Annotated in this window: 18 protein-coding genes; 12 read left to right on the forward strand and 6 right to left on the reverse strand. The window is 67.3% G+C overall.

The features are described from left to right. Window positions 1–34: 34 nt before the first annotated feature. Window positions 35–1,162, reverse strand: a complete 1,128-nt coding sequence (locus LEL84_RS19805; RefSeq protein WP_068972464.1) for an HAD family hydrolase — start codon at window positions 1,160–1,162, stop codon at window positions 35–37. Window positions 1,163–1,342: 180 nt separating this feature from the next. Between LEL84_RS19805 and LEL84_RS19810 the strand changes: the two genes are divergently transcribed. The 9 genes from LEL84_RS19810 (at window position 1,343) to LEL84_RS19850 (ending at window position 9,538) form a co-directional block, all read left to right on the forward strand. Then, the gene (locus LEL84_RS19810; protein ID WP_226512566.1) at window positions 1,343–1,597 is read left to right on the forward strand and encodes a glutaredoxin family protein; all 255 of its coding nucleotides are present in this window, start codon (window positions 1,343–1,345) and stop codon (window positions 1,595–1,597) included. Window positions 1,598–1,747: 150 nt separating this feature from the next. After that, window positions 1,748–2,554, forward strand: coding sequence for a redox-sensing transcriptional repressor Rex (locus tag LEL84_RS19815; protein ID WP_226512567.1), 807 nt, complete (start codon window positions 1,748–1,750; stop codon window positions 2,552–2,554). Beyond that, complete coding sequence (locus LEL84_RS19820) at window positions 2,551–3,930, forward strand: glutamyl-tRNA reductase (RefSeq protein ID WP_226512568.1); 1,380 nt, start codon at window positions 2,551–2,553, stop codon at window positions 3,928–3,930. Before LEL84_RS19815 ends, LEL84_RS19820 begins: the two co-directional genes overlap by 4 nt. Beyond that, entirely contained in the window at window positions 3,927–4,871 is a 945-nt protein-coding gene (gene hemC / locus LEL84_RS19825; RefSeq protein WP_065629205.1) for a hydroxymethylbilane synthase, read from the forward strand. Before LEL84_RS19820 ends, hemC begins: the two co-directional genes overlap by 4 nt. A gap of 49 nt (window positions 4,872–4,920) precedes the next feature. Next, a complete protein-coding gene (locus tag LEL84_RS19830) occupies window positions 4,921–6,612 on the forward strand; it encodes a uroporphyrinogen-III synthase (RefSeq protein WP_226512569.1) in 1,692 nt (563 codons plus the stop codon). 156 nt (window positions 6,613–6,768) lie between these two features. Further along, window positions 6,769–7,746 carry a porphobilinogen synthase gene (gene hemB / locus LEL84_RS19835; protein WP_159370155.1) on the forward strand — a complete coding sequence of 326 codons (978 nt, stop codon included), beginning with the start codon at window positions 6,769–6,771 and terminating at the stop codon, window positions 7,744–7,746. Window positions 7,747–7,794: 48 nt separating this feature from the next. Further along, window positions 7,795–8,541, forward strand: coding sequence for a hypothetical protein (locus tag LEL84_RS19840; RefSeq protein WP_226512570.1), 747 nt, complete (start codon window positions 7,795–7,797; stop codon window positions 8,539–8,541). After that, window positions 8,538–8,963: a hypothetical protein gene (locus LEL84_RS19845; protein WP_078113010.1), complete on the forward strand. Its 426-nt coding sequence runs from the start codon at window positions 8,538–8,540 to the stop codon at window positions 8,961–8,963. Before LEL84_RS19840 ends, LEL84_RS19845 begins: the two co-directional genes overlap by 4 nt. A gap of 5 nt (window positions 8,964–8,968) precedes the next feature. Continuing rightward, window positions 8,969–9,538 (forward strand): DUF3093 domain-containing protein, encoded by a 570-nt coding sequence (locus LEL84_RS19850; protein ID WP_078113011.1) that lies wholly within the window; start codon window positions 8,969–8,971, stop codon window positions 9,536–9,538. On the opposite strand, the gene LEL84_RS19855 is transcribed toward LEL84_RS19850, so the two are convergent. The 3 genes from LEL84_RS19855 to LEL84_RS19865 form a co-directional block, all read right to left on the reverse strand. Continuing rightward, window positions 9,520–10,224, reverse strand: coding sequence for a hypothetical protein (locus LEL84_RS19855; protein WP_137809725.1), 705 nt, complete (start codon window positions 10,222–10,224; stop codon window positions 9,520–9,522). The genes LEL84_RS19850 and LEL84_RS19855 overlap by 19 nt on opposite strands. Before the next feature lie 95 nt (window positions 10,225–10,319). Then, the gene (locus LEL84_RS19860; RefSeq protein WP_226512571.1) at window positions 10,320–11,234 is read right to left on the reverse strand and encodes a manganese catalase family protein; all 915 of its coding nucleotides are present in this window, start codon (window positions 11,232–11,234) and stop codon (window positions 10,320–10,322) included. Between the two features lie 233 nt (window positions 11,235–11,467). Further along, the gene (locus LEL84_RS19865) at window positions 11,468–13,561 is read right to left on the reverse strand and encodes an acyl-CoA dehydrogenase (protein WP_226512572.1); all 2,094 of its coding nucleotides are present in this window, start codon (window positions 13,559–13,561) and stop codon (window positions 11,468–11,470) included. A 157-nt stretch (window positions 13,562–13,718) separates the two neighbouring features. On the opposite strand from LEL84_RS19865, the gene LEL84_RS19870 reads away from it, so the two are divergent. Together LEL84_RS19870 and LEL84_RS19875 are read left to right on the forward strand one after the other, a co-directional pair. Then, a complete protein-coding gene (locus tag LEL84_RS19870; RefSeq protein WP_165630526.1) occupies window positions 13,719–14,414 on the forward strand; it encodes a TetR family transcriptional regulator in 696 nt (231 codons plus the stop codon). A 170-nt stretch (window positions 14,415–14,584) separates the two neighbouring features. Further along, a complete protein-coding gene (locus LEL84_RS19875) occupies window positions 14,585–15,748 on the forward strand; it encodes an acyl-CoA dehydrogenase (protein WP_165630525.1) in 1,164 nt (387 codons plus the stop codon). A 73-nt stretch (window positions 15,749–15,821) separates the two neighbouring features. On the opposite strand, the gene LEL84_RS19880 is transcribed toward LEL84_RS19875, so the two are convergent. Next, window positions 15,822–17,105: a hypothetical protein gene (locus LEL84_RS19880; protein ID WP_226512573.1), complete on the reverse strand. Its 1,284-nt coding sequence runs from the start codon at window positions 17,103–17,105 to the stop codon at window positions 15,822–15,824. Window positions 17,106–17,561: 456 nt separating this feature from the next. On the opposite strand from LEL84_RS19880, the gene LEL84_RS19885 reads away from it, so the two are divergent. Then, window positions 17,562–18,611, forward strand: a complete 1,050-nt coding sequence (locus LEL84_RS19885) for a hypothetical protein (RefSeq protein WP_226512574.1) — start codon at window positions 17,562–17,564, stop codon at window positions 18,609–18,611. Window positions 18,612–19,286: 675 nt separating this feature from the next. Here LEL84_RS19885 and LEL84_RS19890 read toward each other — a convergent pair. Then, entirely contained in the window at window positions 19,287–21,122 is a 1,836-nt protein-coding gene (locus LEL84_RS19890) for a DUF262 domain-containing protein (RefSeq protein WP_226512575.1), read from the reverse strand. Window positions 21,123–21,558 lie beyond the last annotated feature (436 nt).

The raw sequence follows: 21,558 nt of genomic DNA on the forward strand, positions 1-21,558 counted from the left end.
CGGGGAGTTAGGGCCGGCAGCGTCGCAGGAACGATCAGCGCTGCCGCAGGAACCGCGCCGCGGCTGCGGCGCCACCGCCCGCGGCGCCCAGCACGATGGCGGTACCGGCGCCGTACTTCGCGGCCTTACGCGCGGTGCGGAAGTCGTACATCTCCCAGCCGCGGACCTTGGCGACGTCGCGCAGGTCGGTGTCGGGGTTGATCGCCACCGCGCGGCCGACGAGCGACAGCATCGGTACGTCGTTGTGTGAATCCGAGTACGCCGTACAGCGTTTCAGGTTGAGCCCCTCGCGGATCGCGAGCGCGCGCACCGCATGGGCCTTACCGGGGCCGTGCAGGATGTCGCCGACGAGCCGCCCGGTGAAGACCCCGTCGACGCTCTCGGCGACGGTGCCCAGCGCACCGGTCAACCCCAGCCGGTCGGCGATGGTCTGCGCGAGTTCGACGGGTGTCGCGGTCACCAGCCAGACCTGCTGTCCGGCATCGAGGTGACGCTGTGCCAACGCCCGCGTACCCGGCCAGATCTTGTCCGCGATGTAGTCGTCGAAGATCTCCTCGCCGAGCTCGACGAGTTCGGAGGTCGGCTTGCCCGCGATGAACGACAACGCCTTCTCCCGGCCCTCCGCGACGTCGCGCGCATTCTCCTTGCCGGTGATCCGGAACTTCGCCTGCGTCCACGCGAAATCCATGATGTCGCCGTAGGTGAAGTACTTCCGCGCGGCGAGACCGCGAGCGAAGTGCACGATCGACGCGCCCTGGACCAGGGTGTTGTCGACGTCGAAGAAGGCGGCGGCGGTGAGGTCGCGGCGGGGTTCGCCCGGGATCTCGGCCGTCGGGCGCGAACGCAGCGAGTCGACGGCGGCCTTCGCGCTCGCCTCACCGGCCAGGGTCTGGCGGAGTTCGTGCGCGGTCTGCCGGAAGCGGCCGGTCGCGGCGGTCGCCCGCTGAGAGATCCAGGTGGTGACCCGGTTGGTCTCGTCGTCGACGAGTTCGTGGAGTTCGGCGTCCTCGTCGAAGTCGTCGGTGAACTCCACGCTCGCGGCGTGGGCCTCCCAGTCGTCGCCCGTCGGGCCGTCGCCCTGCATCGGATTCGGCGGGAGAAGTGCGGCGTCGTCGGGCGTCTCGTCGTCCTGCCGGTCTTCCGGGCCCGGGGTCTCGCCCACTGCCCACCTCCCACGCGTAGCGCCAGCACTGCTTGCCGGGTACAGCCTAGTGGTGCGCCTGGGAACCGGGCGACTGGTCTCCGGCGTTCGATCCCCACGCCCGGTGACGGACCGCACACCGTCGGCGGGGGAGGGTCACCCGGCTGATCCCGCGGGTGCTGCGCTGGGAGGATGGTCGGCATGACGGTGGAACTGTTGACCCGTGCGGGGTGCGCGGCGTGCGCGGCGGCCCGCTCCGAACTGACCCGGATCTGCGCCGAGATGGGCGTGGAGTTCACCGAGGTCGACGTCGACGAGGCGGCCGAAGGAGGCCGGCCGGACGTGCGCGCCGAGTTCGGCGACCGGCTCCCGGTGGTCCTCCTCGACGGTGACGAGCACAGCTACTGGGAGGTCGACGAACCGCGTCTGCGGGCGGATCTCGCGGCGCGGCGGTGATCGGCGACCACGTTCGACGAGACGCCTAACACAGCACCGCCGATCCCGAGGGGCCGTGTGAACAGATTCACAGGGAAGTTATATCCTCCGTTGGTCGGGAAGAGTCGGGTCCCGGTGTCTGGTGACGCCGGCAGATGTGTGGGAGTGCGAGTGGGCGCGGAGAGTGCGAAGTCGGCCGACGCCGACCCTCCTGCGTCCGCCGTCCCTCCGGTCGACGACCCCGCCACCGACATCCCCGGTCCCACGGTTGCCCGGTTGGCCACCTACCTGCACGTACTGCGCTCGTTCAGTCGTCGGGGCATCCTGCTGGCGTCGAGCGGCGAGCTCGCGACGGCAGCCGGGGTCAACCCGGCCATCCTGCGCAAGGACCTCTCCTACGTCGGCGCCAACGGCGTGCGCGGCGTCGGATACGACGTGGGCAAGCTGACCGCCCGGATCTCGATGACGCTGCACACCGACAGCATCCACACCGTCGCGCTCGCGGGCGCCGGCTCGCTCGGCCGTGCGCTGCTGTCGCACGCCGGCTTCGGACGCGGCTTCCGGGTCGCCGCGATGTTCGACGCCGATCCGGCCCTGACCGGCGCGGTTCTCGAGCCGGGCGGCCCGCGGGTCGCCCCGCTGACCGACATCGCCGCCGTCTGCGCACAGGTGGTCCCGGCCGTCGAGATCGCGGTGATCGCCACCGCCGACGACGACGCCCGACGCGTCTTCGATGCATTCGTGGCCGCGGGTGTCCGGCAGGTGCTCAACGTCACGCCCGTGTCGCTTCCGGCGGAGTCGGATGTTGTCGTCAGACAAGTTGATCTAGCCTTGGAACTACAGGTGTTGGCTTTCCAGGCCTCTCGCGGGCCGCGCGACGACGTCAAGGAGGCGCGCGAGGCGAAGCCGACGCGGGGGCACCGGGGAAGTGCCGGACACCAGGGAAATGTGATGGGTGAAGAAACGGTGACAGCGTGAGTGTTCTGTTGTTCGGGGTATCGCACCGCAGTGCTCCCGTCGAGGTGCTCGAGCGGTTGGCGGTCTCCGACCACGACCGCCCCAAACTGATCGACGAACTGCTCTCCTCGCGGGCGATCTCCGAAGCCATGCTCGTGTCCACGTGCAACCGCGTGGAGATCTATGCCGTCGTCGACGCCTTCCACCCGGCGCTCGAGGCGGTCGGCTCGGTCCTCGGCGACCACTCCGGCATGACCGTCAACGAGATGACCCGCCACGCCTACGTCCGTTACTCCGAGGCCGCCGTCGAGCATCTCTTCACCGTCGCGGCGGGCCTCGACTCGCTCGTCGTCGGCGAGCAGCAGATCCTCGGTCAGATCCGCAACGCCTACCTCAGCGCCGACGCCAACGACTCCGCCGGACGAGTGCTGCACGAGCTGGCGCAGCAGGCGCTGCGGGTCGGCAAGCGCGTGCACACCGAGACCGGCATCGACCGCGCGGGTGCCTCCGTGGTCTCCGTCGCGCTGCACCGTGCGAAGTCGCTGCTCGCCGATCCCGCGACGGGCGCGCATCGCCTGCGCCGCGCGGTGGTCGTCGGTGCCGGCGCCATGGGCGGTCTGGCGACCGCGCAGCTGGCCCGTGAGGGCGTGACCGAGATGGTCGTCGTCAACCGGACCGTCGACAAGGCCGACCACCTCGCGGGCAACATCGCCGCCAACCACGGCATCAGCGTCCGCGGCGTCGGGCTCGACGACCTGCCGGAGGCGATGGCCACGGCCGACGTCGTCGTCACGTGTACGGGCGCGATCGGCGCGGTCGTCGGCGTCGGGTCGGTGCACTCGGCGCTCGCGGCCCGTACCGGGGACGCAGCACCGCTCGTCATCTGCGACCTCGGGCTCCCGCGCAACGTCGACCCCGCCGCGGCCCGCCTGCCCGGCGTGCACATCGTCGACATCGAGGGACTGCGCGGCGACTCCGAGACCCAAGCCGCCGAGAATGACACCCTCGCCGCCCGGTCGATTGTCGCCGCCGAGCTCGCCGACTACCTCACGCACCAGCGTCAGGCGGAGGTCACCCCGACCGTCGCGGCCCTGCGCCAGCGCGCGGCCGACGTCGTCGAGGCCGAGATCCTGCGCCTCGAGACCCGCCTGCCCGACCTCGAGGGCGCACAGCGCGACGAGGTCGCCAAGACCGTCCGCCGCGTCGTCGACAAGCTGCTGCACGCACCGACCGTGCGCGTCAAGCAGCTCGCCTCGACCCCCAACGGGGATCACTACGCCGAGGCGCTGCGTGAGCTGTTCGAACTCAAACCCGGTGCAGCCGAAGCGGTTTCGGCTCCCGACCATCTCGGTGGCCTGCCTTCGGGCGACGCGGCCGGCGATCTGGGTGACCGATGAGCGAACCCTCCACCGCGCCGATCCGGATCGGTACGCGGGGCTCGCTGCTGGCCCGGACCCAGTCGCAGACCATCGCCGACGCCCTGACCGCCGCCGGACATCCCGCCGAACTGGTCATCATCAAGACCGCCGGTGACGCCTCGGCGGCCCCCGTCACCGAGATCGGCGTCGGGGTGTTCACCACGGCGATCCGCGTCGCGCTGCGGAACAACGAGGTCGACGTCGCGGTGCACTCGTACAAGGACCTCCCGACCGCCCCCGAGAACGACCTCACGATCGCGGCCATCCCGCCGCGCGTCGATCCCCGGGATGCGCTGGTCGCACGCGACGGAATGGTGCTCGGCGAACTGCCGCCCGGCTCGGTGATCGGTACCTCGGCCCCGCGGCGGGCCGCGCAGCTTAGAGCACTGGGTCTCGGTTTGGAAATCCGCCCCCTACGAGGCAACCTAGACTCTCGGTTGGGCAAAGTCGCCAGCGGCGAACTCGACGCAGTCGTGGTCGCCCGCGCCGGACTCGTGCGGATCGGACGGACCGACGTGGTCTCCGAGGCGCTCGAACCGGTGGTCATGCTGCCGGCGCCGGCGCAGGGTGCACTCGCTGTGGAGTGCCGCTCAGACGATGCCGAACTGGTGAGAATTCTCGCCGAGTTGGACGACCAGTCCACCCGCGCGGCCATCGAGGCCGAACGGGCGGTACTCGCGGCTCTCGAAGCCGGATGTACCGCACCGGTCGGTGCGATCGCTGAGGTGGTCGAGTCGATCGACGAGGACGGGCGCATCTTCGCCGAACTGTCGTTGCGTGCGGCGGTGGCGGCCGAGGACGGGTCGGACGTGATCCGCGCTTCGGTGGTGGGTCCGGTCGATCGTGCCGTTCAGCTGGGCAAGGACCTCGCCGCCGAACTGCTGGAGCTGGGAGCGGGCGACCTCGTCAACTCTCCCTAGCAGAGAACGAACTGCAGCCCTCGCCGAGAGGGCAGGAGAGTGCGAACCCATGAGCCGTACGAAGAAGGCAAATCCCGGACGGATCCTGTTCGTGGGGTCGGGTCCAGGGGACCCAGACCTGCTCACCGTGCGGGCACGCACCGTGATCACCAACGCGACCACCGCCTACATCGATCCCGATGTACCCGCGCCGGTGGTGTCGCTGATCGGCAGTGCGCATCGCGACGAACCCGCCGCCGATACTCGCCGATCCACCAAGAAGGCCGAGAAGCCCGCTGACGACGCCGCGTCGATGCCCGCCGCACCGGCCGACGATTCGCAGGCCGCCGGTGACGAGGCCGGCGCGACCGATGACGGGCAGACCGACGAGGAGTCGGTGGTCCGGCCGGCGCTCGGCGATCCGGCCGAGGTCGCCAAGACCCTCGTGGCCGCGGCCCGCAACGGCGACGACGTCGTGCGCGTGGTCGCCGGCGATCCGCTGACCACCGATTCGGTCCTCGCCGAGGTCAACGCCGTCGCCCGTACGACGGTCACCTTCGAGGTGCTGCCGGGCCTGCCCGCCGCATCCGTGGTCCCGAGCTACGCCGGCATGCCGCTCGGTTCCACCCACACCGAGGCCGACGTGCGCGGCGAGGTCGACTGGGCCGCGCTGGCCGCGGCCCCCGGCCCGCTGGTGCTGCACGCGACATCGGGCCACCTGGCCGAGACCGCCAGCGCGCTCACCGAGCACGGCATGGCCCCCCAGACCCCGGCCGCCATCACCATCAACGGCACCACCTGTGCGCAGCGCACCATCGAGGCCACGCTCGCGACGCTCAACGAGCAGGGCAACGCGCTCACCGGTCCGCTGATCGTCACGGTCGGCAAGGTCGTGGGTGCGCGCGGCAAGCTGTCGTGGTGGGAGTCGCGCGCCCTGTACGGCTGGACCGTCCTGGTGCCGCGGACGAAGGACCAGGCCGGCGACATGAGCGAACGCCTCGTCAGCCACGGTGCGATGCCCAAGGAGGTGCCGACCATCGCGGTCGAGCCGCCGCGGAGTCCCGCGCAGATGGAGCGCGCCGTCAAGGGTCTCGTCGACGGGCGGTACCAGTGGGTGGTGTTCACCTCCACCAACGCGGTGCGCGCGGTGTGGGAGAAGTTCGCCGAGTTCGGGCTGGACGCCCGGGCGTTCTCCGGCGTCAAGATCGCCTGCGTCGGTGAGGCCACCGCCGAGAAGGTGCGCTCCTTCGGCATCAACCCCGAACTCGTGCCGTCGGGTGAGCAGAGCTCGCTCGGTCTCCTCGAGGACTTCCCGCCCTACGACGATGTCTTCGACCCGGTGAACCGAGTCCTGTTGCCGCGCGCCGACATCGCGACCGAGACACTGTCCGAGGGACTGCGCGACCGCGGCTGGGAGATCGACGACGTCACCGCGTACCGCACCGTGCGCGCCGCACCGCCGCCCGCCGAGACCCGCGAGATGATCAAGACCGGTGGTTTCGACGCGGTCTGCTTCACCTCCAGCTCGACCGTGCGCAATCTCGTGGGCATCGCCGGAAAGCCGCACGCGCGCACCATCGTCGCGTGCATCGGGCCCAAGACCGCCGAGACCGCAACGGAATTCGGCCTCCGGGTGGATGTGCAGCCGGAGAACGCATCGGTGCTCGAACTCGTCGACGCGCTCGCCGAGCACGCCGCCCGACTTCGGGCCGAGGGCGCACTTCCGCCCCCGCGCAAGAAGTCTCGCCGCTCGCGTTCCTGAGCTGCTCCTGCTCCCTGAGGCGCCGCCCTGAGGTGCGAGGAGCGCAGCGACGAGCCTCGAAGGGTGCGAGGAGCGATAGCCGCCGGGCCGAGCAAGCGACGAAGGAGCGCGTCGAGGTCGACGAGCCTCGAAGGGCCCGTGAGACGAAGGAGACCCATGCCACCCGTGATCCGGCCCCGGCGCCTGCGCACCACCCCGGCCATGCGCCGGCTGGTCGCCGAGACCTCGTTGGAGCCGCGACATCTGGTGCTGCCGATGTTCGTCGCCGACGGCATCGACGACCCGGTACCGATCTCGTCGATGCCGGGCGTCGTGCAGCACACGATGGATTCGCTGCGGACCGCCGCGGCCGAGGCCGTCGACGCCGGTGTCGGCGGGCTCATGCTGTTCGGGGTGCCGCGCGCCGAGGACAAGGACGCCACCGGGTCGGGTGCGGATGCCGACGACGGAATCCTCAACCGGGCTCTGCGTACCCTCGGCGACGATCTCGGGGACGCCACGGTCCTGATGGCCGATACCTGCCTCGACGAGTTCACCGATCACGGGCACTGTGGCGTCGTCGACGGTCGGGGTCGCGTCGACAACGACGAGACCCTCGCACGCTACGTGTCGATGTCCCTGGCCCAGGCGCGGGCGGGTGCGCATCTCCTCGGGCCGAGCGGGATGATGGACGGCCAGGTCGCCACGATCCGGGCCGCCCTCGACGCGGCGGGCTTCACCGACACCGGGATCCTGGCCTACGCCGCGAAGTACGCCTCGGCGTTCTATGGCCCGTTCCGCGAGGCGGTCGGCTCGTCGTTGCAGGGCGACCGGCGCACGTACCAGCAGGACGCGGCCAACCGGGTCGAGGCGCTGCGCGAGGTCCGGCTCGACCTCGAGGAGGGCGCCGACATCGTGATGGTGAAGCCGGCCATGAGTTACCTCGACATCGTGCGCGACGTCGCCGACATGAGTGACGTGCCGGTCGCGGCCTATCAGATCAGCGGCGAGTACTCGATGATCTCCGCCGCCGCCGAACGCGGGTGGATCGATCGCGACGCGGCGATCCTGGAATCGCTGACCGCCATCCGACGGGCCGGTGCGTCGATCGTCCTGACCTACTGGGCGGCCGAGGTGGCGCAGCGCCTGTCCTGACCTGAGCGTGTAGGGCTCGTCGTGCTGCCCGTTCACTAGGCTGGTCCCATGTCCGCACCGTACGACCCCGCGTCCGACCCCGGCGCGCCGTCGCGACCGAAGATCCCCGACTCCGTCTCCATCGCCGTCGAGCTGTGGGTGGTGGTGATCGTCGGGCAGATCGTGGCGATGTTCGCGCAGACCGGCACCTTCGTCGAAATGATCCGCGATCAGGTGAGTTCTGCTCCGCAGGAAGGGGTCCCGCCCGAGCAGATCGACTTCATGACCTCGTCGGGGTTCGTGGTCGGTGTGCTGGTCGTGACGTCGCTGTTCCTCACCGCGATCACGGCCTTGGTCGTCTGGTTCACCCGTAAGGGCTACAACTGGGCGCGGATCGTGCTGTCGGCGATGGGTGTCTACGTCGTGGTCAGCCTGCTCTTCTCGCTGTTCGGTGGCGACACGTCGCCGGCGTGGGCGATGGTCCCGCAGGTGATCAGCGGCGTCGCGGCGCTCGGTGCGACCGTGCTCCTCATGCGCGGGGACTCGGAAAAGTACTGCCGGGAGATGGCCGCGGCGCGGAAGCCGCAGCCGGTCCACCCGCCGTCACCCCCGTACCCGTACGGCCAGAACCCGTATGACCAGAACCCGTACGGCCAGAACCCGTACGGCCAGAACAGGCCGTATGGTGACAGCGATCATCGCGGCGCGCCCGGCCCGTACTCCGACGACGCCCGATCCGAGCCCGTTCACCTCGACAAGCCGCATCCGGAGAACCGGGGCACCGACACCCAGAACGAAGGACCGAAGAACCAGTGACAAGTCCTGATCCGGCGCTGCGTCCGAAACTCGTCGTCTGGGCCTACCGGTGCTGGCTGACCTCCGGCGCACTGCTGATCGCGCTCGGTGCACTGGTCATCGTCGTGTCGGCGGCCAGCGACACCGGGACCGTCACGTCCGGGGTGCTCGGCGCCATGGTCGCCGTCGTGGGTGTCGGGTACATCCTGCTGGGCAGCAAGGCCTACACCGGCGATGCGCGGTGGCGGTCGTCGCTGGCGGCGCTGACCCTGGTCGTCGTGGCCATGCTGCTGTTCCTGAGCCTGGGGATGAACTTCTTCGCGTTCCCGTTGCTCGCTGGCCTCGTCGGTCTGTTCGGGTCCCTGCTGGCCTACCGTCCGCCCGCCGAGACCTGGTACACCGGCAAGGAGCCGGAACCCAAGACGCCGCGGTCGCGCAAGTAGGGCACATGACCGACGACGATCCCGAAGGTCACGACTCCGACCCCGTCGAGCCGGCGGGTGAGGTGCTGTTCGCCGAGTCCGGCGGCAGCTGGTGGGTGGTGCTGATCGGTCCGGTCCTGGTGGGTGCGGTCCTCGCGATGGAGATCGCCGGGCCCGGTCAGGTGCACTGGCCGGTGCTGGCGATCTTCTTCGTGCTGCTGCTGGGGTTCTCGCTCGTGCAGGTGTCGGCAGCCCGTCGGCATGTCAGCGTCGAGCTCACCGAGACCACGCTCCGCCAGGGTGCCGTCACGACGCCGCTGGCCGACATCGCGAAGATCTTCCCGCCCAATCACAGCCACACCCCCGAGGACTGGGAGAGTGCGTCCGCGTTGGGCGAGCTGCACGGTGTGCCGCGCCGCCGCAAGGGGATCGGCGTGCAGCTGACCTCCGGACGGATCGCGCAGGCATGGGCCCGCGATGTCGAGCGGTTGCGCAGCGAGCTCACGCAGGCGCACGAGGCCGTCCGGCTGGGGCTGCCGCCTCGGGGGACGTCGACGACCGAACCGTCCCCGGAGGATCAGGACACGACGGAGTGACGCCCCGCCCGGCTGTCGCGGTAGGCGCGGCGTCGTAGATCCCCGAGCCACGACGGGGCGAACTCGACGCCCTCGGGCCGGTGCAGGATGGGGTCGAAATCCACGTCGAGTCCGGTGAGGACGTGGTCGAGTTCGATCCGGACGACCGGCACGAACCGTCCGGCGCCGGCCTCCAGGACGATGACGATCGGTTGGTTGCGGCGGAGACGGGCGGCCAGGTCCTCGATCGACAGGCCCGACGAGTCCGCCGGTTCGAGGATGCGCGCCCGAATCCAGTACAGGTCACCGTCGTACCGGTACGGCGTCAGGCTCGACACCGCGGTGGCCCAGTGCGTCGTCGGCAGCGGGACGGGTAGTCGGCCGTCGAGCGGGGCCGGGCCGGCGAGCAGGAGATCCCACGCGCCGGTGGCGTTGGTCGACGGCGACACCCCGCCGCCGCCGACGGTGCCGGGGTCGGTCGACGGGAAGCGGATGGCCAGGCCGACGATGTCCGGTAGGCCGCCGGGTGTGCCGATGCCCTTGGAGACCCGCACCGACACCGGACCGCTGTGAAAGGGCAGTGGGTGGTCGGCCGACAGCGCGGCCGTGCCACCACACAGCAGACCGTCGGGGTGGAACACCCGGGCGTGTCTGAGGGCGGCCAGCCAGCGGAACGGGGTCGTGATGAGGTCGGGTAGTGCGCTCATGAGAACTCCGGTTGTCGGGTGGGCGCACGCGTGCCCGGAGGCGTCCCCGACATCGGGTCCCCCGCCGGGCAGCGTGCACTGCACATGCTGTCGGTCTAGCCGGACGGGTCCGGGTCGACGACGTCCTTGATTTTGCCCATGACACCCTTCTCAGTGCCGAACTGCGGCTTCTGCGGGGTGCCCATCGCGCCGTCGTAGGTCGCGTAGAGCTTCGGGTCCGGCGGCGGACCCGACTGCCGGTCGCCCAGGGGCTGCGGATCGGCCAGGAACTTGAACTCGTGCGCGCCGTCGGGGGTGGGGCCGCTGGCCCAGCCGCCCTTGTTGGAGTCCTCCCCGTCGGACAGGTGCCACAGGGTGCTCGCGTGCTCGCTGAACTCCTCGTCGAAGAGGTCGTCGGGGGCGATCGTGCCCTCCAGGCCGTCCTCCTTGAGCTCCTCGATCCCCTTCAGCCAGAGGTTCTGGTGGAAGGTGTCGCGGGCGAGGTTGAACCGCAGCATGGCCTTCACGCCCGGATCGTCGGTCATGTGCCACAGGCGGGCCGTCTGGACGCGCCCCTGCGCCTCGGCGGTCACGTTGGCGTGGAAATCGGCGAGCAGATTGCCGCTGTGCGTGATGTATCCGCTGTTCCAGGGCACACCGTTGCTGTCGGCGAGACGGGGGCCGCCGCCGGAGAAGATGGCCTGGGTGGGGTCGGTGCCGCCGAGGACGGCGGCGACCACCGGGTCACCGAGGGCGTTCTCGGTCGAGTTGGTGACCGGCGCCCCTTCGAGCAGACGTGCGACCATGGTGGCGATCATCTCCACGTGACCGATCTCCTCGGTCGCGATGTCCATGATCATGTCCTTGTACTTGCCCTTCATGCGGCAGTTCCAGCCCTGCATGAGGTACTGCATCGTCACCGTCATCTCGCCATAGGCGCCGCCGAGCAACTCCTGGAGCTTGCGGGCGTAGACGGGGTCGGGCTTCTCGGGTTTGACGTCGAACTGCATGTAGTCGGTGTGGCGGAACATGGTTCCCCTTCCGAATAGGCATGTGGCACGCTGTCGCAGCGCAGATGGACAAGTCGGGCGCGGGCGATTTCCGGACGCGGGCCCGCGCGATCTCGTCGGTGCGTCGCAGCGTGGTCTCCACAGCGGCGTCGGCGGCAGTATGCCCGTGGTGCCCAGGCCCAAACACCGGTGCCGAAACGACAACGCGGCCACCGTCTGTTCGACGGTGGCCGCGATGGTCTCGAGAGCGGGGGTCAGCCGTTCTGGAGCATGGGTGCGCGCAGCAACTCTTCCGGGACGCCGAAGGCGTCGACGAGCGACCGGGCATGCGGCCGCAGTTCCTGGCAGAGCTCGTTCACGCCGCGGCGGATCGCCTTGGCGCGCTCCACCGAGATGTGCCGGTGCATCATGAACCAGGACAAGTCGTCCTCCAGTGCCGAGTAGACGTACAGGTCGCACACCTTGCCCAGAAGCTCGGCCGCCGAACGGGAATCGCAATTCTCGATCGCCTCGACGAAGGCCTCGAGCACCACGCGTTCGATGTGCGCGTGCCCGACCTTCAGCAGGTGGTCCTGCGCGTTGTTGAACACCTCGAAAGCGTCGTTGTCGTCGTCGAGCGCGCGGCGTAGTCGTTGCGCGCACGTCCGGACGAGGTGGTCCTCACGGTTACGGAACAACCGGATCTGGGTGCTGCGGTCGGTGAGCGCCGACTTCTCGGTGTCCTCGTCGGAACCGTCGAGCAGGGTCTGCACGACCTGTCGGACCGCGGTCTTCTCGGCCACCACGTCGCGGGCCATGCCCGCGATGAAGCGCACCCAGCCGCCCGCCGAGAGTCCTTGGACGTCTTCGGAGTACGCCGACAGCAGCTCCTTGGCGATGAGCTGCGTCATGATCGTGTTGTCGCCCTCGAAGGTGGTGAAGACGTCGATGTCGCCCCGCATGATCGACAGCTGGTTCTCGTCGAGATAGCCTGCGCCGCCGCAGGCTTCACGGCTGACGTTGATCGCGTGAGAGGCGTGCCACGTGGCGTAGGCCTTGAGGCCGGCGGCCTGCCCCTCGAGCTGGCGCTGCCGTCCGGCGTCGGAGTCGTCGGGCGCGACCGACTGGACCTCGTGCAGTTCGTCGACGATCTCGTTCTGCGCGAATCCGATCGCGTACGACTTCGCGATGAGCGGCAACAGCTTTCGCTGGTGACCGAGGTAGTCCATCACGGTGATCTCGTCGGTGCCCTCGGGTGCCTCGAACTGCTTGCGGATCAATCCGTAGCGGGTCGAGAGTGCCAGCGCCTTGCGGCCGGCGGCACCCGCGGTCGCCGCCACGCTGACGCGGCCGCGGATGAGGGTGCCCAGCATGGTGAAGAAGCGGCGGTTGGTGTTCTCGATCGGCGAGCTGTAGCTGCCGTCTTCGGCGACGTCGGCGTAGCGGTTGAGCAGGTTCTCCGCGGGGATGCGGACGTTGTCGAACATGATCCGGCCGTTGTCGACGCCGGCGAGTCCGCCCTTGTACCCGCAGTCGCTGGTGGTGACGCCGGGCAGGTCGGAGCCGTCCTCGTCCCGGATCGGCACCACGAAACAGTGCACGCCACGGCCTTCGGGCTCCTCGTCGGGCCCGCCGGTGACGAGCTGGGCGAACACCGCGGCGTACCGGGCGTGCGCGGCGGCGCCGCCGATGTAGTCCTTGCGGGACGACGGGGTGGGGGAGTTGATCACGAACTCGCGGGCCTCGCGGTCGTAGGTCGCCGTGGTCTCGATGGCCTGCACGTTCGAACCGTGCCCGGTCTCGGTCATCGCGAAGCACCCGAGGACGCTCAGGTCGATGATGCCGGGCACGTACTTCTCGTGATGCCGTGCGGTGCCGAGGTTTTCGACGGCGCCGCCGAAGAGGCCCCATTGCACGCCGGCCTTGACCATGAGGGACAGGTCCGCGTAGCCGAGCATCTCGATGGCGGTGATCGACGCGCCGATGTCACCGCTGCCGCCGTGGTCCTCGGCGAAACCGGCGGCCGCGAAACCCTGCGAGGCGAGCTCGCGCATCACCTCGAGGGTGTGGGCGCGCGCCTCGTCGAGCGTCCGGGACGGGTCGGGCAGGAGGTCGGCGCGGTTCGAGTTCTCCCGCACCGTCTCCCTCGTCGCCCGCCAGCGACCGTCGAGAACGAACCGCAGATTGTCGACGAGCAGTGCCCGCTCGTCCGCGGACAGTTCGTCGTCGGCGGAGACGTCGGTCGGGGCGACCGGGTCGTCGACGGTCGGTTCGGTCGCGATGGGTGTCGGACTCGTCGTCGACGGGGTCTTCTCCGTCGAGCTCTTCTCAGCCGGGGTCTTCTCGGTGGGAGCGGTGGGGGTTGCCATGGCTCCACCGTACGTAGTGACCACGCGTCGGACCCAGCTTTTGTGGCGGTCGCTACTGACGAGTAATGCGCACCGATCCGTTACGCAGGTCGGCGCCGAACTCCTCCTTCGGGACGGCCCGAGGGTCTCGTCGCCTCCATGTGGTGATACTTGACCCATGTCAGTCGCGGACACCGATCCGACCGCCTTTCGCACGCGCGTCGTCGCCGAGTCCATCCGTCTGTTCAGCGAGCACGGCTACGAGTCGACGACCGTCGAGCAGCTCGCGGCCGCCGCCGGGATGTCCCGTCGCACGTTCTTCCGGCAGTTCGGGTCGAAGGAGGACGTGATCTTCGCCGACCACGAGTCGCTGCTCGCGCAGGTCGGCGACCGGCTCGCGGCCTCCGACGAGGATCCGTGGCTGGCGGTATGTGCGGCGGCCGAGCTGGTCTTCGCCCACTTCGTCCGGGATCGCGAACTCGCGGTGCGGCGCGCACAGGTGGTGCAGGAGGTGCCCGCGCTGCGGGATCGGGAGCTGGTGACGACGTACCGCTACCAGGGTGCGTTCGAGGAGTTCCTGCGCGCACGGTTGCCCGGCGAGTCGCCGGTGCGGGTGGTTGCCTACGTCGCGGCGGTCACGGGCACCCACAACTTCCTGCTGCGGCAGATGATCCGCGGCGACGCCGAAGCCACCCCCGAACGACTGCGGGACGAGCTGCACCGAGTGGCGATGGCACTCGGTGCCGGGGGCGCCGGCGGCGCATCGGTCCCGGGCGGCGGGTCGCGCGGACAGGTCACCGTGGTTGCCTATCCGGCCGGGATGTCTCGCTCGGAAGTCGCACGTCGGGTGGCCGAAGAGCTGGGGGAGGACTGACCCGGCGGAGGGCTGCGGGACATCGGCGCCGGTTTCGGGGACAATCGGCGGGGACGGGGATTGCATCGATTGACATGGCACTCAGTGCCGTGCTGAACTGGTTGTCAACATCTGCCGGCACCCCGTGTGCCGGGAACGAACAGGCACTCGCTGTGCCGTGAGGAGTTGTCATGGGCTACGGAAATCCCGACTTCAACGTCTTCGAGCTCCCGGAAGAGCACATCGCGCTGCGCGAGGCGATCCGTGCGCTCTCCGAGAAGGAGATCGAGCCGCACGCGGCTGACGTCGACGAGAACTCGCGTTTCCCGGAGGAGGCGCTGAACGCCCTCAACGCATCGGGTTTCAACGCCATCCACGTCCCCGAGCAGTTCGGTGGCCAGGGCGGCGACTCGATCGCAGCCTGCATCGTCATCGAGGAAGTGGCCCGCGTGGACGCCTCGGCGTCGCTGATCCCGGCCGTCAACAAGCTCGGCACCATGGGCCTGATCCTCAACGGCTCGGACGAGCTCAAGCAGCAGGTGCTCCCGGGCATCGCCTCCGGTGAGGCCATGGCCTCCTACGCGCTGTCCGAGCGCGAGGCCGGTTCCGACGCCGCAGGCATGAAGACCCGCGCCCGCAAGGACGGCAACAACTGGGTCCTCAACGGCTCCAAGTGCTGGATCACCAACGGCGGCAAGTCGACCTGGTACACCGTCATGGCCGTGACCGACCCGGAGAAGAAGGCCAACGGCATCTCCGCGTTCATGGTCCACAAGGACGACCCCGGCTTCACCGTCGGCCCGCTGGAGAAGAAGCTCGGCATCAAGGGTTCGCCCACCGCCGAGCTGTACTTCGAGGACTGCACCATCCCGCTCGACCGCATCATCGGCGACGAGGGCACCGGCTTCAAGACCGCCCTGCAGACCCTCGACCACACCCGCCCGACCATCGGTGCACAGGCCGTCGGCATCGCGCAGGGTGCGCTCGACAAGGCGATCGAATACGTCAAGGACCGCAAGCAGTTCGGCAAGCCGATCAGCTCGTTCCAGGGCGTCGAGTTCATGATCGCCGACATGGCGATGAAGGTCGAGGCCGCTCGCCTCATGGTCTACACCTCGGCCGCCCGCGCCGAGCGTGGCGAGAAGAACCTCGGCTTCATCAGCTCGGCGTCGAAGTGCTTCGCCTCCGACGTCGCCATGGAGGTCACCACCGACGCCGTGCAGCTCTTCGGTGGCGCGGGCTACACCCGCGACTTCCCGGTGGAGCGCATGATGCGCGACGCCAAGATCACCCAGATCTACGAGGGCACCAACCAGATCCAGCGCGTCGTCATGAGCCGCGCGCTGCTGCGCTGATCGCCTCTCCTCTCACAGGAATCGCCCCGTCGGCATTGACCGGCGGGGCGAATTTTGTTCCCGCGGTGTGGCTTCAGTCCCGCCAATCGTCGTCAGGATATGGCGGTTCGGATTCTTCGGGCGGAGGCTCGTTCAGGTAAGGTACACCGTCTGCGTCCCGACACTGGGCCGACGACCCACTCGGATCGTTGGCTCTTGCGCGATCTGCCGCTCGAAGTGCATCCGACACCGTGGCGAGATCATCGGCGATCTTGCGCGTACGGCGTTCGTTTTCATCGGAACTGCCTGAAACGACCAACGTACTGGTGTCGTAGGTCCTCACGGCCGGAAAGCGGCGAAGGTCGGGGTTCTGGTTACTGGCGTACTGCCACGCTTCGTACGTGACGCGGCCGTGCAGCACAACGATTTCCAGTTGCGGCATCATCGATACGATGCGGGCGATGGTCGGTGCGCCACGCATCAACTCCCCGGCGGAAGGTCGTCGATTGCATTCCCACGGGTAGACGTTCCACGACTGGACGGCGTCCGGGGGGATCCCGGCTCCGGTCAGGAACGCGAGATGTCGCGTCGCGAAGTCCCCCTGATGTTCAAGGCTCAGCATGCTTTCGGCGTCGTCGCCGGACAGCTGGGCCCACCGGCCGGTGTGTTGGAACAGGCAAAGGACGCGTGCATGAACCCCGCCGTATGTCGGGGCCACGTAAGGTACGCACTCGCCCTGTTCGCGACGCAATTCGTCGACGTAATGGTTGATCGGAGCGACATGCGCATCGGATGTGCCTGCCAGGAGTCTCGCGGCGTACTTCCTGTCCTTGCTCCTGCGGGGCTCCAACGTTGGACGCAGGTTGTTGGTGACCAGCCACTGAACCCGCTCGTCGCTGCGGAACGTGCGCGACGCATTCTGTCTGCGCATCGCCCCCTCGACCTCATCGAGGATGTCGTCGGGATAGCGGGTGGCCGTGAACCCGAGATTGTTGAGGTGATCTGTCAAGCCGCACAGCATCTCCCAGCAGGACGCGGACACGTCCGGTGTCGACGACTCTTTGATGTCCGAGGGGAATCGGTTGACCAGGGCCGACACCTCGCGATTCACCGCGGTGACCGCAGCGCTACGCACATACTGTGGGTCCTGGGGCACGAATTCGATGTCGAACGAATTCTTCCGTGCAATCTCGCGGAGGTTCTCGTTGCATTCGACGAGCCCGTCGTAGAAGCGGTTTTCCAGATCGGCGACGACGGTGCTGGCTGCACGCGACGGATGTGATTCGAGGTACCTGCGTTCGCGGCGCTCATCGCGTTTGTCCCGTACGGTCCGGATCACCTCGGCGGCGCGGCTCTGCACGCGTGCCCGTAGCCCCATCACTTCTCCTCACCAGCGCGGCCGTGCTCTGCGACACGGTGTCGAGCGAGAGTGTGGCATACGCCGCCGACGGCGGGTACGACATCGGGTGAGGCGTCGCCCGGACAGGTGAACGGGTCGCGCTCCGGCGAATGTCGGGCTCGTCGCATAGGGTCACCCCAGCCTGCGTGATCCGACGCCCCAGGTTGGCTTGATTCGGACATCCACGTCCGTAGAGTCGACGCGTGGTGGTCATCGTCGTGCGTCAGCGGATCGTCGAGGTAGCCATTGCGAATGGGATTGTAAACAGGACAGAGGTTATCGCGCGCGATGTACAACATTAGTCGCTTGCTCGCAGCACTTCCCTCGAGTTGTGAAGCGCGCGGATCGATGTCAGTACAACTGTCGCGGTTCAGCCCAGAGCAGTCCAGTACTTATCTTGGATGGCGATTCGCTCGGGACCACGGCGAAGAGAGAGTGCGGTATCCGGATGATCCAGTAGAGCAGCTCCGGCTCGTTGCCAGCACCGTCAATCGCGAATGCGCGAGGGTCTCCGTGTTGCGTGATGAATTCGGTTGGCCTGGCCCGCTTTCAAATCCTGAATTCACTCTTGTGCGGCTGGCAAACCTGATCGATTCGGCCGATTCGCAACACGTTGATTCAGCTCGCGAACTGTTGGACTCGTTGGTCGTCGTTGCCATGACTTGTGACGACACGTGGATAGACCACGCAATCGAAGCTGTGGAGTCCGCTGCCGACCAGTTGTCGCGATTGGAGAGTGGAAGCTCCAGCGTGCACCTTTCCGTCAGTGCTCGCCAGGCCTACCGATACGTCGTTCGGGAACTTGGCCACTTCGAAGACCGCAGATGGCACACGATCATCGATACCGACCAGATGTTGTCCGGAGAGTACGACAAGCTCGCGAGTCTGGCCTCACAACTCGGTCCGCCCAAACCTCCCGCCGAGTATCTGGATCGGCAGATTCTCCTGCCGGGCACCCGGCCGGAGTTTCCGGAGATCAAGCCTGACGAGGATGCGCGCCGGCTACGGCGGCCTCGGCCGGTCGCCTATGACGAGGACAGATTGAGTGTGCTTGAATTGGTGCAGTCAAAGATGAATGAGATTGCAGGACTTCGGTTTCGGATTGTTCGCCCCGACCCTTCGCTCAAGCCGCGCGATACCCTGAGCGGGGCGCTATCCGACTACCACGTGCTAGTCATCACGTTTGGCGGTTCCGAGCACGCGGTGGCTGTGAGCCCGATGGCGGGGCAGGACGCGATCTATATCGTCCGAGCCGACGTCTCGCAGGAGCCGTGGCAGGACGTCCTGACAGGCACAAAACAACGAGCGCGCGCTCTGAAAGCGAAAGCACTTCGGGTCACGGGAGAACAAGGCTGGAAACACGAACAGGCGGCGGCGAAAGTTGTGGCCTATTTGATCTGTGATGCCTACAGTTTCCGCACATCGTCGCCGGTGTACCACGGAGGGCGCTGGTCCGTCGGCATCTACCGATGGGGTGCCGACTAGCCTGGGGTTCGGTACTCGGACACGAGATCGCCGGGAGAATGATGCCGAGTACCGCGATGGCCGCCGCGCGGGAGAAAGTTGGTATCGAGACCATCCGCTCAGCCAAGGACACTCGCACTCGCATGATATTCCAGGAGAGGTTCGGCGTCGACTCCCACTCAAACCGACCACCGAGTGGCGGGCAGTCGCCTGGGCGTGCCGAAACCGTCGACATCTCTGAATCCGAGCTGGCGCGTAAGGTGATCGCGAAAGGACGGGAAAGGCTATTGGCGCAACCCGAGAGCGATGCCTAGGACGCGAATAGGTTGGTCGAGTTTGACGCGTCGTCCCTGGGCGTGGCCCAAGCGAAGATGAGCTTTGCTCAACGTGTTTCACTCCCGCGAGCGGTCGCCCTTCTCCTGGCCGGCCGTGGCGGCAGGAAGGAAAGCGGCGTGCAGCACCGCCTGCCAGCTCAGAAGGGTGGCGGTTTGGCTTGGTCCCACTCGGCTTGTTGCCGACGGCGGGTGTCGGTGCGGGCAGCTCGTTCGTCGGTGAGTCGCTGCCGTGCCGGGTGGTCGGGTGGCTGGGTTCTCAACGACGCGAACAGGTCCCGCCCGGTATAGGGGTTGCCCAGGTACGTGTGGCCGGTGGGTGCTAGTTCAAGGGTTCCCGATAATGCCGGACGGCACAAGCACATCAGGTGATCGAAAACGTCGAGGGGCTTCGCCAGATGCCGATCACGATGTCGGCAAGCTCTTTCGCGCGGGCAGTGATTGCATCCTCATCCCAGTCCTCGACTGATCCCACGTGGGCGTTGATCTGAAGCTTCGACTGCTGCGCCAAGGCTGGTCGTTTCACGCTCCAGGCACTATCACTCAGCGAACCGTTGAACGATCCGGTGATGAGCGTGAGGTTGCCGATACGGTCAACGTGCTGCTGGCGACGCTCCTCGGCGGTGGCACGCTCGGACTCGTCACCTACATCGACGGGCCAGTTTGCACGCCAGTTCCGCGGCATGACGTGTTCGATCTGCAGTACGTCGTAGTCGAACTGGCCCTGCTCGGTTTTGGTGTTGCCAGCGCGCAGGAAGCGATCGATCTCCGACAACAGCAACCGCAGCCGTCCGCGGCTGAGAACACCGTCATAGAACCGTCGCGTGGTGAAGCTGTCGACGATGTCCTCGTCAGTCGGCCATCGGCGTGCGCGCCCGACTCCGTCCAGCGCTGTCACAATCGCTGCAGTGATGGCTTGGTCACCCGCAGCGGCTTGCGCCGCTTGGAGAACCTCGACGAATACACGGCCGTATCCGCGAGTGTTGGCGTTCACCAACGCTCGTCGCATGAGCCAGGACTCGACCGACTCGACTGCCGCTGCGTGATCAGATGGCGACAACGTGGCAGGCGCTCGTGTGCTTAACCACAACAGAAGGGGCGTTGCAGTCACTACTTCGAGAGCATTGATCCGCTGATACACCGTCTGGATACGGGCGTCCTCGACGGGGTAGCGGTCATGCAATCGGCCGTACGCGCGCGCATAGGCGTAGATGTCAGCCAGTACCTCCTCGGTGGACAGCTCGTTGGTGGCGAGATAGTTGCGGACTTCGCCGTACAGATGACCAAGGTTGACCTCGTGCCCAGTTGCTGCTGTCAACCATGCAGAAAGCACCACATCACGTCGGCCTCGAGCGGCGTGGCCGCGGCCGATCTCCACTTTCCACCACGGATCGTCAAACTCAGCCCAATAGGTGTCGTACAGCTCTTCAACGTCAGAGTCTTCGGTGAACTCGCCACGCAGAAATAGCAGGTTCTTGACCAGATCGGAGGCCGACAACGGGGTCTGTCGTCCATTGAGAACTTCAAAAATCACCTGGGCATCGTCGTTGTCCTCCAGATCGATGACCACCAACTTGAAAAGCCCGAGCAGTGCGTGCACCAGCGCCTCCGACCGATCAGATCCGTCCTCACCGGTCATTGCTTCGCGTGCTTGCTGGGCAAAGAATCGCCGAGCTTGCTCGTACAGGTGGTCTCCGGTCGGGGCAGCTCCATCGCCCATGACGATCTTCCACATATCGCGGTCCCTGCGGCGAGGCCAGAGCTTGTACTGCTGGTGAGTCTGCTTCGCCAGATCTGCAGGGTTCCAGAGCAAACGACGCACCTGGTCCACCAGATCCGAGCCACGTTCGACCAAGGCGTCCAGTACCCCTCGAGTCAGGAGCATCAATGTGGTGAGGCGCTGCTGTCCATCGATGACCGCACGCTCATCGATGCCGCCCGTCAACGATGGCAGCTGATCACACACAATGGCGCCCAGGAAGTGTGGCGCCACAGCCTTCTCGAACATGGCCGCCGGCTTCTTCATTGACTGAGCTGTCTGCCGTGCTTCTGTCAACCGCTCGGCGGCCGAGACAAGGTCCTCGAACAACAGCGTCCACTGACCGTCTTCTGTCCATTCGTAATCCCGCTGGAACGTCGGGATGACGAATTGGGTCGGTGGCATCAGAACTTGTTTGAGTTCGCGAGTGTCGGCCTTCACGATTGTCTCCCGCCGGTCGTTGGTGACGCCCCGCCACCGTTCAACACGGCCAGTCTTTCACTCGAGCCCGACAACCTGCACTCTCCCCTGCCACCGCCGGATGCCTCGCGTTCATCCTGAGCTGTAACAGACCGCCCGGCAGCTCCTCGCTTACCTCCGCGAAGTACGGCTTGATATGTGGGTGATCGGCGAGTCGTCCCCGGGTATGGCGGTGTCCACCACTTGGGAGAACCTCAGTAGCCCTTCGTCGAGGAGAGACGTCTGTCTGACGGGATTGAGGCGATCAACTTTCGGAATGTCATTCGGGGTGAAGAGCTCGACCGCACGCCAGTAGCCGATCACATCTTCAGGCTTGTCCACGTTGTCCTCGTTGGTTCCTGCAGGGAATCGTGGGAGCTCCGCTCCCTCGTGCGGTGACTTCTGCACGATAGACGGG

Origin of the sequence: Gordonia sp. WA4-43 (assembly GCF_020520305.1) — a bacterium.
GTDB classification, from domain to species: Bacteria; Actinomycetota; Actinomycetes; order Mycobacteriales; family Mycobacteriaceae; genus Gordonia; species Gordonia hongkongensis.